The organism is Streptomyces sp. R44, assembly GCF_041053105.1.
Lineage (GTDB): Bacteria > Actinomycetota > Actinomycetes > Streptomycetales > Streptomycetaceae > Streptomyces.
In genome coordinates this window covers 7815963-7831777 of the sequence record NZ_CP163444.1, presented here as the reverse complement: position 1 = coordinate 7831777, position 15815 = coordinate 7815963, and the positions used below count along the sequence as shown (strand labels likewise).

The window sequence follows — 15815 nt, the reverse complement described above, 5'->3', positions numbered from 1 at the left end:
TCAGAAGTGCTCCGCACCACGCGAGTCATGCTACGGCGCCCCACAAGCCCCTCCCCCGGCCTCGGGTCACGCGTCTTTCGGCCTCAGCGCCGCCACCGCGCTCAGCATCAGTTCCAGGGCGAACGGATAGCCGCTGTCGCTCATGTCGGCGGCCAGGAGCGGGAAGGTCGCGGCGATGTTCGGGTGGGTGTCGGGGGACAGCCGGCCGTAGACCGCGTGCCAGACCTCCGCCTCCTTCTCCTGGGCGGCGGGCGGCAGGGCCAGCGCGGCCGCGTCCTGGGCCGCGAAGGCGAGGGCCTGGTCCACGAAGGCGTGGTAGATCCGGACGGCGAGGTCGTCCGGGAAGCCGGCGGAGCGCAGGACGCCGAGGATCCGCTCGACGGCCCGGGTCTCGTACGGCCGCCCGGTGGTCCGGTGCGCCGCGAGCGCCGCCGCCTGCGGATAGGCCTGGTAGCAGCCGTGGATGCGCAGCCCGAGGTCCCGGAGGTCGACCCGCCAGTCGCCGGTGGCCGTCCAGCCCTCCTGCGCGCGGCCGATCATCTCGTCTGCGACGGCGAGGAGCAGGGCGTCGGTGTTCCTGAAGTAGCGGTAGAGGGCCGTGGGGTCGGCGCCGAGCGCCGCGCCCAGCCTCCGTACCGAGAGGGCTTCCGCGCCGTGCTGCGCGATCAGGCGCAGCGCGGTCTCGACGATGAGCCGCTCCGAGAGGACGGCGCCCTGCTTGGTGGGGCGGCGACGCTGCCGTCTGCCTTCGGGGACCACGCGTTCGGACATGGCCGGAACCTTACGTCAACGCCATTGACGTGTAAACGGCCCGCCCGCTTGCATGGCGCCCACCAACCGACACGACATGTTCTGGAGCGCCCATGGCCACGGCCGATCTGGTCTTCACCCGCGGTCCCGTCTTCACGGCCGACCCGGCCCGCACCCGGGCGACCTCGCTCGCCGTCGTCGGCGAGCGGATCGCGGCCGTCGGCCACGACGAGGTACGGGACCTCATCGGGCCCGGCACGGAGGTCGTCGACCTGACGGGCAAGCTGCTGCTCCCCGGCTTCCAGGACGCCCACATCCACGCCGTCTCCGGCGGCAAGGAGCTGGCCGAGTGCGATCTGACGGGCACGGTCGGCGTCGCGGACTACCTGGAGCGGATCCGGGAGTACGCGGACACCCATCCGGACCACCCCTGGATCACCGGCGGCGGCTGGTCCATGGAGAGCTTCGAGGGGGGCCTTCCCACCCGGCAGCTGCTCGACTCCGTCGTCCCGGACCGGCCGGTCCTGCTGTCGAACCGTGACCACCACGGCGCCTGGGCCAACTCCCGCGCACTGGAGCTGGCCGGGCTCACCGCGGACACCCCGGACCCCGCCGACGGGCGGATCGAGCGGGAGGCGGACGGCTCCCCCAGCGGCATGCTGCAGGAGGGCGCGATCGGTCTCGTCGCCCGGCTGGTGCCGCCGACGACCGCCGAGGAGCGGCTCGCCGGTCTGCTGCGGGCCCAGAAGCTGCTGCACTCGCTCGGCATCACGGCCTGGCAGGACGCGCTGCTCGGCTCCTTCGGCGGCATGGCCGACCCCTCGGAGGCGTATCTGAGCGCGGCCGGCGACGGTTCGCTGACCGCCCGGGTGACCGGGGCGCTCTGGTGGGACCGGGAGCGGGGGGCCGAGCAGATCCCCGAACTGGTCGCCCGGCGCGAGAAGTTGAGCGTCGGCCGGTTCCGGGCCGGCTCGGTGAAGATCATGCAGGACGGCATCGCGGAGAACTTCACCGCCGCGATGACGACGCCGTACCTGGACGGCTGTGGCTGCGCCACCGCCAACAGCGGGCTGAGCTTCGTCGACCCGGAGGCGCTGCGCGGGTACGTGACCGAGCTGGACGCCCTGGACTTCCAGGTCCACTTCCACGCCCTGGGCGACCGGGCCGTCCGTGAGGCCCTGGACGCCCTCGACGCGGCGATCGCCGCCAACGGGCGCCGCGGCAACCGTCACCACCTCGCCCACCTGCAGGTCGTCCACCCCGACGACCTGGCGCGGTTCGCGTCGCTCGGCGCCATCGCCAACATCCAGCCGCTGTGGGCCGCGCACGAGCCGCAGATGGACGAGCTGACCATCCCGTTCCTGGGTCCCGAACGCGCCGCCTGGCAGTACCCGTTCGGCGATCTCGTACGGGCCGGAGCCACCCTCGCCGCCGGCAGCGACTGGCCGGTCAGCAGCCCGAACCCGATCGAGGGCATCCACGTCGCCGTGAACCGCCGCGACCCCGAGGCCACCGACGACCGGGTCTTCTACGCCGAGCAGCGCCTCGACCTCAGCACCGCGCTCGCCGCGTACACGGCGGGCACCGCGCATGTGAACGGTCTCGACGACTCCGGCAGCCTGCGCGCCGGCCACCTCGCCGACCTGGTCGTCCTGGACCGCGACATCCTCACCGGCCCGCCGGAGGAGATCGCCGAGGCCCGAGTCGAGCGGACCTACGTCGGCGGGCGGCTGGTGCACGCGGTCTGACCGTGCCTCAGCTCCGCAGCGACGAGCCCCGTACGTCCAGACGCGTCGGTACGAGCGTCCCGGCGGGTTCGCGGCGGCCGTGCTCCAGGACCGCGACGAGGTGCTCGACGCCGGCCTCGGCGACCGCCTCGGGCCGCAGGCTCAGCGTGGAGACCGGCGGCTCGGTGTGCAGGGCCGTGGCGTCCTCGCTGACCAGGACGACCAGCAGGTCGTCCGGGACCGCGTACCCCTGGCGGCGCGCCGCCTCCAGGACGAGGGGCGGGCTGGCCTCGGCCACGACGAGGAGCGCGTCGGGCCGGTCGGGGCCGGCGTCGGCCAGGGCGGTCTCGACGGCCCGCACCACGGGCCCGTTGCCGGGCTCCCCGACGCGTACCACCCGTTCCGGCAGGCCGTGGGCGGCGCACCAGTCCCGGTGGGCCGCGTACACCTCGGTGTGGAAGCGGGTGGTGCTGTCCGGCACCACGACGACGGGCCTGCGGGCCCCCTGCTCGCGGAGGTGGTCGAGGGCCTCGCGGACGGCGCTGCCCGCGTCGACGTCCACCCAGTACGCCCCCGGCAGCCCCTCGACGGAGCGGTCCGTGAAGACGGGGATGCCGGCGGCGAGGAGGTCCTCGACGACCGGGTCGTCGGCGACGGGATCGGCGACGACCACCGCGTCGAGGGACAGGTCGGCCCACTCGCTCTGCAGGGAGCCGGCGGGCAGCAGCACCACGGCGTAGCCGCGGCGCAGCGCGGTGGCCGCGGTGGCGCCGGTCAGCCGGGCGAAGTACGGCGACTCGAGAAAGGTCCAGGGAGCGTCGGCGAACTCGCCGACCACGTATCCGATCAGCCGGGCCCGTCCCGCGCGCAGCCGGCGCGCGGTGGCGTTGGGCCGGTAGCCCATTCTGCGCGCGGTCTCGCGGGCCTTCTCCCGTACCTCGGGGGAGAGTCTGCCGGTGCCGTTGAGCGCCGCCGAGACGGTCGTCTTGGACAGGCCCGCCTCGCGGGCCACGTCGACCAGGCGGACGCGCGGGAGGGGCGGCGAGGGCTGCCCGCCGTGCCGTGAAGCTTCGGTCATGGGGTGATGGTGCCACCCTCGTGACCTCTGCAAAACCGTTCCCGCAAAGTCGGACGCAGCCCTTGTGCGGGAACGTTCCCGCACCAATACTCGCTCCATCCCCCCGAGCCCGTCACTACACCTGTAAAGGGGTGGGTCCCTCCCCATGCGCATGCCCAGAACCCTCGCGCTTCTCGTCTGTACCGCCGCCCTCGCGGCCACCACGTCCGCCTGCTCCGGCGCCACGAAGCCCGCCGCCGGCGGCGGCACCGACTTCAAGGTCAGCCCGACCTCGCCGGCCGCGCAGGGCCCGCTGGACTCCTTCACCTGGTCCCTGTACGCCGAGCCGTACACGCTGGACTACGCCCTCGCCTACGACTACCCGCCGAACACGGTCCTCGCCAATGTGTGCGAGCAGCTGCTGCGGGTCACGCCCGACATGAAGATCGTGCCCGGCCTCGCCGTGAAGTGGGCGCAGCCCGACCCGCGCACCCTCGTCTACACCCTGCGGCCCGGGGTGAAGTTCCACGACGGCACCACGATGACCGCCGACGACGTGGTCGCCTCCCTCAAGCGCCAGATGGACCCGAAGACCGGCTCGCCCTGGGGCTCCTCCTTCAAGAGCGTCGACTCCATCGAGAAGACCGGCCCCCTGGAGGTGACGATCCGCCTCGGCAAGGAGGACGTCCTCTTCCACGAGCTGATGGCCGCCTCCCCCGGCACGATCGTGAGCGCCGCCTCCCTCGCCCAGGGGGGCAAGGACTACGGCACGCCCAAGGGCAAGCTGAACTGCACCGGCCCGTACGCCCTCGACTCCTGGGCGCAGGGCGACAGCATCACCCTCAAGAAGAACGCCGCCTACTGGGACACGTCGCTCACGCCCAAGTCGGAGCAGGTGAAGTTCACCTTCATCGAGGACGCCGCGGCCCGCTCCAACGCCTTCCTGTCCGGCACGGCGGACGGCGGCTACATGGTCCCGTCCTCCTCCTTCGCCCAGCTGAAGGCCGGCAACAAGGGCTCGCTGCTCTTCGGCCCCAACACCGCCGCAGCGAACCTCGCGGTGCTCGACTTCCACGGCCCGCTCGGCAACCTCAAGGTCCGCAAGGCCCTGTCGATGGCCCTGGACCGGAAGAACATCATCAAGGCCGCGGCCGGCGGCGTCGGCGTCCCCGCCAAGGCCCCCGCCGCGCGCGGTGCCTGGGCGCTGGCCCCGGAGAAGACGGCCGAGCTGTACGACACGCTGCCCGAGCCCGCGTACGACGTCGAGGCGGCCAAGAAGCTGGTCAAGGAGGCCCACGCGAACGGCCGGACGATCACCCTCGTCACCAGCACCCTGGCGCCCGAGATCAGTGTCGTCGCCAACGCCGTCCAGGCCGCGGGCCGCCAGATCGGCCTCGACGTCAAGCTGAAGCCGGTCTCGCCCGACGCGTACAGCAGCATCTTCGTCGACCCCGACGCGCGTGAGGGTCTCGACCTGGTCATCACCAACGGCTACGACAACACGCCCGACCCGCTGGAGTTCTACCAGTACCTGCGCACCGGCGACTTCGGGAACTACGGCCGCTGGTCGAACGCCGAGTTCGACGTCGCCTTCGACAAGGCCAACTCCGAGCCCGACCCGGCCAAGCGCGCCGACCTGACGGCGAGGCTCCAGAAGATCGCCTTGGACGAGCTGCCCGTCATCCCCGTGTACGAGGCGCCGTACTCGGTCTTCCTCGGCAAGCGGATCACCGGCGCGCCCACCGGCATCGCCCAGCTCTACTTCCCGTGGGCCGCGACGATCGGGGCCTCCCAGCGATGACGCGCTACCTCGTCGGACGGCTCCTCGGCCTGGCGGCGGTGCTGTTCGTGACCTCCCTGGTGGTCTTCGGCTCCGTCCACCTGGCCCCCGGCGACCCGGTCTCGTTCCTCCTGCACGGCCGCCCCGCGACCCCCGCGGCCGTGGCGGCCCTGCGGGCGGAGCACCACCTGGACGACCCGCTGGTCACGCAGTACGCGAAGTGGCTCGGCTCCGTCCTGAGCGGCGACTTCGGCCGCTCGGCCCAGTACCACCAGGACGTGGCCTCGCTCATCGGCTCCCGGCTGCCCGGCACCGCCCTGCTCGTCGGCTACGCCGCCGTGCTGGTGGCGGTGCTCGGGGTCGCGGCCGGCATCCTCGGGGCGCTGCGCCCCGGCCTGCCGGACCGGGTGGTGCTCATCGGCACCGGTGTCGCCACCGCCACGCCCTCGTTCGTGACGGCCATCGCGCTCGTCTCGCTCTTCTCCGTGCAGCTCGGCTGGTTCCCCGGGCCGGGCGGCGGCACCCCGGCGGGCTTCTCCGAGCGGCTGTACCAGCTGACCCTGCCGGCCTTCGCCCTGGCCCTGTCCTTCGCGGGACTCCTCGCCCGGGTGACCCGCTCGGCGATGCTCGACGAACTCGGGCGCGAGCACGTCGAGGTGGCGCGGGCCCGGGGCGTCGCGGGCCGGTCCGTGGTCCGCCGGCACGTGCTGCGCAACGCGCTGGGTCCCGTCGTCACCGTCGGCGGCACGATGCTCGCCGGCCTCCTCATCTCCACCTCGATCGTCGAGACCGCCTTCGACGTGCCCGGCCTCGGCTCGCTGCTCGTGCAGTCGGTCACCTCCAAGGACTTCGCCGTCGTGCAGGCGATCACCCTGCTCAGCGTGGCGGCCTTCGTCCTCGTCAACCTCGTCGTCGACCTGCTCGCCCCGCTCATCGACCCCCGTCTCTCCCTCGGGGAAGGCTCCTCATGACCTCCACCACCTCCGCGGTGCCGTACCGCAGGCCGGGGCTGCGCGCCCTGCGCCTGTTCGGCCAGGGCCCGCTCTTCGCGGTCTCGGTCGCGGTGCTCGCGCTGCTCGTCCTGGTCGCCCTGCTCGCGCCCGTCCTCGCCCCGTACGACCCCGAGGCGCTCGACCTGTCGGCGAGTCTCGTCGGCACCACCGGCGACCATCTGCTCGGCACCGACCAGTCGGGCCGGGACATCCTGTCCCGGCTGCTCACCGGCGCCCGCACCGGGCTGCTCGGGCCGCTCCTCGTCGTCGGCGTCTCCACCCTGCTCGGCACGCTCCTCGGCGTGGTGGCGGCCTGGCGGGGCGGCTGGGTGGACACGATGCTCTCCCGGTCCATGGACCTCGTCTTCGCGATCCCCGGACTGCTGCTCGCGATCCTCCTTGTGTCGGTCGTCGGCGAGGGGCTCACCGCGCCCGTGATCGCCATGTCCGTCGCCTACACCCCGTACGTGGGCCGGCTCGTCCGGGGCATCGCCCGGCAGGAGAAGGCCCGGCCGTACATCGAGGCGTACCGGGTGCAGGGCTGGTCCGGCTGGACCGTCTGCGTACGGCATCTGCTGCCCAACATCGCGCCGACGGTCTTCGCGCAGTCCGCGATGAACTTCGGCTACGCGCTGATGGACCTGGCGGCGCTGTCCTTCCTCGGCTTCGGAGTGCAGCCGCCGGCCGCCGACTGGGGCGCCATGATCAACGAGGGGCAGGCGGCCGTCCTGCAGGGGGCGATGCTGCCGGCCCTCGCCCCCTCCGCGTGCATCGTGCTCGCCGTGGTGGCGTTCGGCATCGTCGGCGAGGGGCTCGCCGACCGGATCGCGAAGCGGGAGCGGTGAAGGCGATGAGTACGGTGGCGAAAGCGCCGGTCCTGGAGATCGAGGGCCTCGGCGTCCGCCTCGCCGGCGACCGGGCCGCCCGGCCGATCCTCGACGGGGTCAGTCTGACGGTGCGGCCCGGGGAGACCGTCGGCCTGGTCGGCGAGTCCGGCTCCGGCAAGTCCGTGGCCTGCCGCAGTGTCCTCGGGCTGCTGCCCGGGGGCGCCCGCACCGAGGGGCAGGTCCGGGTCGCCGGGCGGGACGTCCTCGCGATGAACCGCGCCGAGCTCGCCGCGCTGCGCGCCCGGCAGGTCTCGATGGTGTTCCAGGACCCCCGCGCCTCCGTCAACCCGCTGCGGCGGGTGGGCGACTTCCTCACCGAGGGGCTGCGCGCGGCCGGGACGCCCGCCGCCGAGGCGACCGCCCGCGCCGAGGAACTCCTCGACGCGGTCGGCATCCGCGACCCGCGCGGCGCCCTGCGCCGCCATCCGCACCAGTTCTCCGGCGGCATGCTCCAGCGGGTCGTCATCGCGGCGGCCCTCGCGAGCGAGCCGGCGCTCCTCCTCGCCGACGAGCCGACGACCGCGCTCGACGTCACCACGCAGGCCGAGGTCCTCTCGATCCTGGCCCGGCTGCGGGCCGAGCGGGGCACGGGCATGCTGTTCGTCACCCACGACCTCGAACTGGCCTCCGCGATCTGCGACCGGGTGTACGTCATGTACGCGGGCCGGATCGTGGAGACCCGGTCCACGGACGAACTGTTCGACCGGCCCCGGCACCCGTACACGGCGGGCCTGCTCGCCTGCACCCCGCGTCTCGAACCGGACGCGCCGGCGCCCCGGCCCATCCCGGGACGCCCCGTCTCCCTCGCGGAGGCGCCGCCCGGCTGCTCCTTCGCCGCGCGCTGCGCGCACGCGGTGCCGCGCTGCACCGAGGAGAAGCCCGTGCTCGTACAGCACGGCGACGGGCTCGCCGCCTGCCACCGTGCCGAAGAAGGGATCACGCTGTGACCGCCACGCCGAAGGCGGGCCTCGTCGTCGAGGACCTGCGCAAGCGGTACGGGGACCACACGGCCGTCGACGGAGTGTCGTTCGCCCTCGCGCCCGGGTCCTGCCTCGCCCTCGTCGGGGAGTCCGGCAGCGGCAAGACCACCACGGTCCGGATGCTGGTCGGTCTGGAACGCCCGGACGGCGGCACGGTCCGCCTCGACGGCCGGGACCGTTCCACCCGGCCCCGGGGCCGGGTGGAACGGCTCGCCAGGGCCCGGGACATCCAGATGGTCTTCCAGGACCCGTATCTGTCGCTCGATCCCCGGGTGACCGTCTCGGGCTGCCTCGACGAGGTCCTGCGGCTGCACACCGGCCTCGACCAGGCGGGCCGCCGGGCCCGGGTCGGCGAGCTCCTCGACCAGGTCGGTCTCGGGGCCCGCGAGGCCTCCGCCCTGCCCCGGGGCCTCTCGGGCGGGCAGCGGCAGCGCGTGGCGATCGCCCGCGCCCTCGCGGTGGAGCCCCGGGTCCTCGTCCTCGACGAGGCGGTCGCCGCGCTCGACGTGTCGATCCAGGCGCAGATCCTCGAACTCCTCGGCACGATCCGCCGCGAGTCGGGCATCGGCTACCTCTTCGTCACCCACGACCTCGCGGTGGTCCGGCACATCGCGGACGAGGTCCTGGTGCTGAAGTCCGGCCAGGTCGTGGAGACGGGCCCGACCGCGCGGGTCCTGGACGCGCCGGAACACCCGTACACCCGGCTCCTCCTGGACTCCGTGCCCCGCCGCCGGCGACCGGCGGCATGACGTGCGGGCCGGGGACGGAGCGACGCTCCCTCCCCGGCCCCCGCGCGCGTCAGTCCCCCAGCCGTGCGAGGACCGCGCGCATCGACCGTGCCACGACCGCCCGGGACTCGTCGGTGGGATCGACCAGTTCGAAGGCGTGGTGGCCGTGCGGCGCGTCGACGACCTCGACGTGGGCCCCTCGCTCCTTCGCGGCGGTGAGGAACGCCTCGACGGTCGCCGTGAAGACCGGGTGCTCCAGACCGGCGCGCGTCAGGACGACCGGGGGCCCGTCCGCCGTGCCCACCGTGTCGACGGGGCGGAAACGGGGTTCGACCGACTCCCAGCCGGGCAGCGGCGCGAGGGCGGGATAGGTCGCCGCGACACAGCGCAGCCACGGCGGGGGCGCGGCGAGCCAGTCCGCGGCCAGGGGTCCGCCGGTGGAGAAGAACCAGAGCGCGATCCGCTCCCCGTCGACGCGCGGATCGGCGCGGACCAGCTCGACGGCCTCGGCGAGGTCGTCGGCGGCGCGGGCGTAGTCGGCGAGGCCGTGGAGCCGGTGGTCCACGGTGACTCCGACGGCGCCCATGCTCGCCGCGTAGCGGCCGTACCCCAGGAAGAACGGTGTGTCCCGCGGGGTGGGCCGCTGGTCCACGGCGATCGGGCCGCCGTGGACGAAGACGATCGCCGGCCGGGGACCTTCGGCGTCCGGGAGGTGGAGGTCGACCCGTCCGACCCGCTCGCGCGGCCGCTCGGGCACGTCGAGGAGGAAGGGCAGGAGGTGGGACGGCTGCTCGTGGCCGTCGCCCTCCGGCGGGGTCGCCCGGTGCCCCTCGCCGGCCGCGGCGCTCAGCAGCACCTCGGCCAGCTCCGCGGGGACCGAGAGCATCGGCCAGTGCCCGGTGGCGAGTTCGAAGAAGCGGAACCGCTCCTCGGTGAACACCCGGAACTGGGGCGGGCCCGAGGCCACCGCCATCTCGACCATGGCGATGCTCTGCCCGTTGGCGGCGCACAGGACGCCCGTGGTCGGCAGGGCGGCCGCCGCGCCGGTCAGGCGGAGCGGCTCGGTGAGGGTGCCGGCCGGCTGGGGCGCGGCCTCGCTCTCCAGGCGTACGAGGGCCTCGGCGGGGACGCCCTCGACGCTGCCCCACCGGGACCAGGTGCCGGGCGCCGGCGGCGGGACGGGGGCGTCGGGGCGCCCGGCGAGCAGCTCGCGGACCTCCGGATCGGGTACGGAGCGGACGGCGGTCTCGCCGGGCCCCGGGGGGCCCGTGTCCACGGAGACGATCCGGGCCACGCGCCCGGCCCGCCGGTCGGCGGCGCCGAACACGGGGTACAGGCCGTATCCGTGGCCCACGAGGACCACCTCGGCGGCCGTGATCCCGTCGACGAGCCCGACGAGCTCCTCGATGTGCGTCTCCAGGCCGGTCCCGGGTCCGGCCTCGGCGCGCCGGTCCCCCATTCCGGTCAGGGTCACGGGGTACGCCTCCGCTCCCGCCGCCCGCAGCAGTGCGGCGGTCTCCTCCCACACCCAGCCACCGGTGAAGGTGTCCGACACCAGCACGAACGCCGTCATGACCGTCTCCTCTGTCTCTTCCGGGGATGTCTCGCGGTCACGCTAGGAACTCCCCCTGCGGGAGATTCAAGGCACCTGTTCGGGGCGGTCCGGCCGGAGGTCAGAATGGACGGGTCCGAAGGTGGTCGGAGCCCGCTGAAAGAGGTTCACCTCGTGTTGTCCGACGGTCTGTGGAGCATCGGGGAGCTGGCCGCGCGGGCGGGCGTCACCGTGAAGACCGTACGGTTCTACTCCGATCGCGGGCTGCTGCCCGAGGCCGCCCGGAGCTCCGGGGGCCATCGCCGGTACGGGGCCGACGCCCTCGACCGGCTGCGGTTCATCCGCTCCCTGCGCTCCCTCGACCTGCCGGTTCCCGAGGTGGAGCGGGTACTGGAGAAGGACGGGGCCGACGAGGTCCTCGAAGAGGCCGTCGCGGGGCAACTACGGGATGTGGGCTCTCAGTTGGTGGCGCTGCGCTGGAAGGAGGCCTCGCTGAGGCTGCTCCAGGAGTGCACCGCGGGGGAGCGCGCGGAGCGGCTGCGGCTGCTCGGCGCGCTGCCCGCCCCGCCGGACACGGACGCCCTGGTCCGGTTCTGGCGGCGGGCGCTGCCCGCGCGACTGCCGGGCCGGGTGGTGTCCATGGTCCTCGACGCGGTGGTGCCGCGGCCTCCCGACGAGCCCGGCACCGACGACGTCCTCGCGTTCGCCCGGCTGCACGCACTCGTCACCGACCCGCGCCTCGAACGGCCGGAGTTCCGGCCCTCGCCCCCGCTCCCGGACGGCGAGTACCGTCCGGTCGTGCTGTACGAGGGGCTCGCCGAGGCGTACGGGCTCGCCTCGGCCGCGATGCTGGCGGGGCGGGCGCCGCAGGACGGCGGGGCCCTGGACGGTTTCGTGTCCGCCTACGCCCGCGCGCGCGGGGAGCCGGACACACCGGACTTCCGTCGCCGGCTCCTCGGACTGCTCGCCCTGGACGACAGCCCGGTGCTCCCCCGGTACTGGAAGCTGGCAGCCGGCCTGTTCGCCCCGGACGAACCGGTCCTCGGCCTCCTCCACCACCATCTCTCGACGGCCCTCCGGGACCAGGTGCACGGCCCGGCCGCCTGACGCTTCCCACATGGTGGGCGGATGGTTGTCCACGTGCTGGGCGTCCGGGTGGCGGATCTCGCCACCCTCCCACCGTCGCCGCAGGTCAGAGGCGTACGGAGGGGGTGTCAGGTGGCGCAATACTGCGGCAACACCACCGGGGCCGGTGCGCCGCTACGTTCCGTGCCATGCCCGCCGAACCCGCTTCCGCCGCCCGCCCCGTCGCCGCCGCCCGCCGTCGGCGGCTGCGCGCCGACCGGGCGCGGCAGCTCGCCGATCTGCTGCGCCACCAGATCCTGGCGGGCGGCTTCCCCGGCGGGGTCCTCCCCCTGGAGGACGTGATCGCGGCCGACTACCGGGCCAGTCGCAACACCGTCCGGCAGGCCCTGGACCTGCTGCGCGGCGAGCAGCTGGTCGACCGGCAGCCGGGGGTCGGGACGGTGGTGGTCTGCGAGAAGTACCCGCACGGCCTGGACCGGCTCCAGGGGCTCGCCGAGACCCTGCACGAGCACGGCCGGGTCACCAACGAGGTGCGGACGATGGGCCCGGTCGGCGCCCCCGGTCCGGTGGCCCACCGGCTCGGCCTGCCCGAGCACACGGACGTGCTCTGCATCGAGCGGCTGCGGCGCCTGAACGGGCTGCCGCTCTCGCTCGACCTGTCGTACCTGCCGATGGACGTCGGGGGTGAACTCCTCGGCTGCGACCTGGAGAACACGGATGTGTTCCGGCTCCTGGAGCAGCTGACCGGCGGCCCGCTCGGGCACGCCGAGATCACCCTGGAGGCCGTCAACGCCGACGCGCACTCCGCCGCCGTCCTCCAGGCGCCGCGCGGCGCCGCCGTCCTGATGCTGGAGCGGCTGACCTGTCTGCCCGACGGGCGGCCGGTGGACCTGGAGTTCATCCGGTTCCGCGGTGACCGCATCACCATGAGCGGCGTCCTCCGCCGCTCCCTCTGACCTCGCTCCGCTCCCCCTCACACCCCTTTCCTGGAGACAGCCATGCCCGTGGTCCCCCAGCGCGGCGACGTGCCCGTGACCATCGACGAGTCGAAGTGCATCGACGGCTGCACGCTCTGCGTCGACATGTGTCCGCTCGACTCGCTGGCCATCCGCGAGCAGGACGGCAAGGCGTACATGCACGTGGACGAGTGCTGGTACTGCGGCCCGTGCGCCGCCCGCTGTCCCACCGGCGCGGTGACCGTCAACATGCCCTATCTGCTCCGGTGAAAGGCCGAACTCCCATGCAGTCACGAAGACTCGCCCTGACCCTCCCCCTGGCCCTGCTGCTCCCCCTCGCCACCGCCTGCGGCGGAGGGGGGACCGACGACGCCGCGGGCGGGAGGACGGTCACGGTGACCGTCGGCTACCAGTCGAAGACCATCAACACCGTCACCGCCGGCACCCTGCTGCGCTCCCTCGGCTACTTCGAGGAGGAGCTCGCGGCGGCCGGCAGGAAGGACGGCGTCACCTACAAGGTCGTCTGGCAGGACTACGCCACCGGTGCTCCGATCACCGCCCAGATGACGGCGGGGAAGATCGACATCGGCTCGATGGGCGACTTCCCGCTGCTGATCAACGCGGCGCGCGGGAAGCAGCTCAAGGAGCCGACGCGGCTGGTCGCGGTGACCGGATACAACCTGCGCGGCGGCCTCAACACCGTGGTCACCGCGCCGGGTTCACCGCTGCGGACGCTGAAGGACCTCAAGGGCCGCAAGGTGTCCACGAGTGTCGGTTCGGCCGCCGACGGGACGCTCGTCCGGGCCCTGCGGCGGGCCGGGATCGATCCGGCGAAGGACGTCCACAAGGTCAACCAGCAGCCGAGCGTGGGTGCTTCGGCCCTGACGGCGGGCACCGCCGACGCGCTCTCCCAGTTCGTCGCCTGGCCCGGTCTGCTCGCCTTCCAGGGCCGGGCGACGGCGTTGTACGACGGGGCCGAGCTGAACCTGCCGACCTTCCACGGGGTCACCGTCCGCGAGCGGTTCGCCAAGGAACGCCCCGAGGCCCTCGACGCGTTCCTACGCGCGCAGCGCCGGGCCACGGACGAGCTGCGCACCCGGCCGGTGGCGTCGGCCGAGTCGGTGGCGAAGGCGACGGGGCTGCCCGCCGAGGTGGTCTACCTCTACAACGGCGCCCACGGCATCGCCACCTTCGACCCGGCGCTCCGGCCCGAGCTGGTCTCCGCGCTCAAGGAGGACGTGCCGGTCCTCAAGGAGGCCGGTCTGGTGAAGGACGTCGACGTGGACGCCTTCGTCGACACGGCTCCGCTGCGACGGGCGGCCCCGGGCGCCGCGTACCCGAAGGCGGTCCCGGCGAAGGCCGAGCTCTGGCTGAAGGGGCAGGAGTCGACCCGTACCTTCGACGGCCCCGGGGCACTCCTCAAGGCCGTCGAGGGAGCGGCGGTGCGGGCCGCGTACGTGCCGGACGCGGTGACCGGGACGCTCTGGTTCGCGGACCGGGCGGTGTGGGTCCAGGAGGGTGGCGAGTGGCGCGCCTTCGTGACCCGGGAGGGCGCGGAGCGGTACGTCTCCGGGCACCCCGGCTCGCGGATCGTGGCGTACGCGGACGCCGTGCGGCTCGCGTCATGAGCGCCGTCGGCCTCGGCCGCCGGCTGGTCCGGGTGGCCTCCCCGCTCGCGGCGCTCGGCGTCTGGCAGCTGCTGACCTCCCTGGACGTCCATCTGTGGCTGCGGTTCGAGCAGTTCCCCACGGTCGTCGAGGTGGCTTCCGCGCTCGCCGACCGGATCGGCACCGAGGCGTACTGGCAGGACCTCGGCCACAGCCTGCGCCGGATCGCTCTCGGCTTCCTGCTCGCGGCCGTCCTCGGGGTGGCGGCCGGGACGGCCGTCGCCCGGTCCCGGTGGGCGGCGGACATCCTGGGCCCGCTGGTGGAGGTGGTCCGGCCGATCCCCGCCATCGCCCTGGTGCCGGTCGCGATCCTGCTGCTGCCCACCAACGAGCAGGGCATCGTCTTCATCACCTGCGCCGCCGCCCTCTTCCCCGTCCTGGTGTCGACCCGGCACGCGGTGCGCGCCCTGGACCCGGCGTGGGAGGAGGCGGTGCTCACCATGGGCGGGGGCAGGACCCGGGTGCTGTTCTCGGTGGTCCTCCCGGGCGCCCTGCCGGGCATCTTCGGCGGCCTGTCGGTGGGCATCGGCGTCGCGTGGATCTGTGTGATCTCGGCGGAGATGATCTCCGGCGAGTACGGGGTGGGCTACCGCACCTGGCAGGACTACACGGTCGTCGACTACCCGGGGGTCTTCGTCGGCATGGCCACCATCGGCGTCCTGGGCCGGCTCACCTCCACGGCGGTGGAGGCCCTCGGCCGCCGGCTCACGGCCTGGCTGCCGCGCCCGGCGGAGGGCGGCGCGGCCGGACCGGACCGTGCGGCGGACTCCGCCACGGCGCCCGCGCGCCGCACGAACGCGACGCCGGCGCCGGGCGCCGCGGCCCCGGCGGACCCCGCCGCCGCCCGTACCCCCGTCGCCCTCCCCGTACCCGACAAGGAGCCGGTCACATGACCCCCGTGAGTCCGCCCGCCACCACCCCCGTGCCGGCCGGTGCCGGACTCGCCCTGCACGGCGCCCGGCTCGGTCACCGGGACGGCGGAGCCGTGTCCGGCCCCGTCGGGCTGCGGATCGCTCCCGGTGAACTCCTCACCGTCGTCGGCCCGTCCGGCTGCGGGAAGACGACCCTGCTGCGGACGCTCGCCGGGCTGCTGCCCCCGCTGGAGGGGCGGGTCACCCAGGACGGGGTGCCGGTCCGCCGGCCCGGCGCCGACCGGGCGCTGGTCTTCCAGCACGACGCCCTGCTGCCCTGGCGCACGGTCCGCGCCAATGTGGAACTGCCGCTCGCGATCCGCCGTGTCCCCCGCGCCGAGCGGCGCCGCACGGCGGAGGAGTGGCTGGAGCGGGTCGGGCTCGCCGGGCACGCCCACAAGCTGCCGCACCGGCTGTCCGGCGGACAGCGGCAGCGCGTCCAGCTGGCCCGGGCGCTCGCCGGGCGGCCCCGGGCGGTCCTGATGGACGAGCCGTTCGGCGCGCTCGACGCGGCGACCCGCGCCGGGATGCAGGACCTGCTCGTGGAGATCCTGCGCGGCACGGGCGCGACGGTCGTCTTCGTCACGCACGACGTGGACGAGGCCCTCCATCTCGGCGACCGGGTCGTCCTGTTCGCGACCGGCGAGGTCCTGGACGTGCCGCACCCGCGGGTGCGGGACGCCCGGGACGCCCCGGTCACCGAGGCGCTGCGCCGCCGCGTTCTCGACTCCCTCTGAAAGGC

General features: G+C 74.1%; 15 protein-coding genes. 12 read left to right on the top strand and 3 right to left on the bottom strand.

The annotated features are described in order from the left end of the window. Positions 1-66: 66 nt before the first annotated feature. Positions 67-771, bottom strand: coding sequence for a helix-turn-helix domain-containing protein (locus AB5J54_RS36340; protein ID WP_369148190.1), 705 nt, complete (start codon positions 769-771; stop codon positions 67-69). 92 nt (positions 772-863) lie between these two features. Between AB5J54_RS36340 and AB5J54_RS36335 the strand changes: the two genes are divergently transcribed. After that, positions 864-2498: an amidohydrolase gene (locus tag AB5J54_RS36335; RefSeq protein WP_369148189.1), complete on the top strand. Its 1635-nt coding sequence runs from the start codon at positions 864-866 to the stop codon at positions 2496-2498. Positions 2499-2505: 7 nt separating this feature from the next. On the opposite strand, the gene AB5J54_RS36330 is transcribed toward AB5J54_RS36335, so the two are convergent. Next, on the bottom strand, positions 2506-3555 hold the full coding sequence (locus AB5J54_RS36330) for a LacI family DNA-binding transcriptional regulator (RefSeq protein WP_369148188.1): 1050 nt from the start codon (positions 3553-3555) through the stop codon (positions 2506-2508). A gap of 145 nt (positions 3556-3700) precedes the next feature. Between AB5J54_RS36330 and AB5J54_RS36325 the strand changes: the two genes are divergently transcribed. Genes AB5J54_RS36325 through AB5J54_RS36305 form a run of 5 tightly spaced genes read left to right on the top strand, consistent with a single transcriptional unit; the run spans position 3701 to position 8922 of the window. Then, on the top strand, positions 3701-5335 hold the full coding sequence (locus AB5J54_RS36325; RefSeq protein ID WP_369148187.1) for an ABC transporter substrate-binding protein: 1635 nt from the start codon (positions 3701-3703) through the stop codon (positions 5333-5335). Beyond that, positions 5332-6285 (top strand): ABC transporter permease, encoded by a 954-nt coding sequence (locus AB5J54_RS36320; protein WP_369148186.1) that lies wholly within the window; start codon positions 5332-5334, stop codon positions 6283-6285. Before AB5J54_RS36325 ends, AB5J54_RS36320 begins: the two co-directional genes overlap by 4 nt. Beyond that, positions 6282-7151 carry an ABC transporter permease gene (locus AB5J54_RS36315; protein ID WP_369148185.1) on the top strand — a complete coding sequence of 290 codons (870 nt, stop codon included), beginning with the start codon at positions 6282-6284 and terminating at the stop codon, positions 7149-7151. Before AB5J54_RS36320 ends, AB5J54_RS36315 begins: the two co-directional genes overlap by 4 nt. A 14-nt stretch (positions 7152-7165) precedes the next feature. After that, complete coding sequence (locus AB5J54_RS36310) at positions 7166-8140, top strand: ABC transporter ATP-binding protein (protein ID WP_369148184.1); 975 nt, start codon at positions 7166-7168, stop codon at positions 8138-8140. Then, positions 8137-8922 carry an ABC transporter ATP-binding protein gene (locus AB5J54_RS36305; protein WP_369148183.1) on the top strand — a complete coding sequence of 262 codons (786 nt, stop codon included), beginning with the start codon at positions 8137-8139 and terminating at the stop codon, positions 8920-8922. The genes AB5J54_RS36310 and AB5J54_RS36305 overlap by 4 nt, the downstream gene beginning before the upstream one ends. Positions 8923-8971: 49 nt before the next feature. Here AB5J54_RS36305 and AB5J54_RS36300 read toward each other — a convergent pair whose 3' ends face one another. Next, positions 8972-10474: a dienelactone hydrolase family protein gene (locus tag AB5J54_RS36300; RefSeq protein ID WP_369148182.1), complete on the bottom strand. Its 1503-nt coding sequence runs from the start codon at positions 10472-10474 to the stop codon at positions 8972-8974. 153 nt (positions 10475-10627) lie between these two features. On the opposite strand from AB5J54_RS36300, the gene AB5J54_RS36295 reads away from it, so the two are divergent. From AB5J54_RS36295 to AB5J54_RS36270, 6 genes are all read left to right on the top strand, one after another. Next, positions 10628-11560 carry a MerR family transcriptional regulator gene (locus tag AB5J54_RS36295; RefSeq protein WP_369148181.1) on the top strand — a complete coding sequence of 311 codons (933 nt, stop codon included), beginning with the start codon at positions 10628-10630 and terminating at the stop codon, positions 11558-11560. A 167-nt stretch (positions 11561-11727) separates the two neighbouring features. Continuing rightward, positions 11728-12495 carry a GntR family transcriptional regulator gene (locus AB5J54_RS36290; RefSeq protein ID WP_369148180.1) on the top strand — a complete coding sequence of 256 codons (768 nt, stop codon included), beginning with the start codon at positions 11728-11730 and terminating at the stop codon, positions 12493-12495. A 42-nt stretch (positions 12496-12537) separates the two neighbouring features. Next, on the top strand, positions 12538-12765 hold the full coding sequence (locus AB5J54_RS36285; protein ID WP_369148179.1) for a ferredoxin family protein: 228 nt from the start codon (positions 12538-12540) through the stop codon (positions 12763-12765). 14 nt (positions 12766-12779) lie between these two features. After that, positions 12780-14123, top strand: coding sequence for an ABC transporter substrate-binding protein (locus tag AB5J54_RS36280; RefSeq protein WP_369148178.1), 1344 nt, complete (start codon positions 12780-12782; stop codon positions 14121-14123). Continuing rightward, a complete protein-coding gene (locus AB5J54_RS36275; RefSeq protein ID WP_369148177.1) occupies positions 14120-15055 on the top strand; it encodes an ABC transporter permease in 936 nt (311 codons plus the stop codon). Before AB5J54_RS36280 ends, AB5J54_RS36275 begins: the two co-directional genes overlap by 4 nt. Continuing rightward, positions 15052-15810: an ABC transporter ATP-binding protein gene (locus tag AB5J54_RS36270; protein ID WP_369148176.1), complete on the top strand. Its 759-nt coding sequence runs from the start codon at positions 15052-15054 to the stop codon at positions 15808-15810. Before AB5J54_RS36275 ends, AB5J54_RS36270 begins: the two co-directional genes overlap by 4 nt. Positions 15811-15815 lie beyond the last annotated feature (5 nt).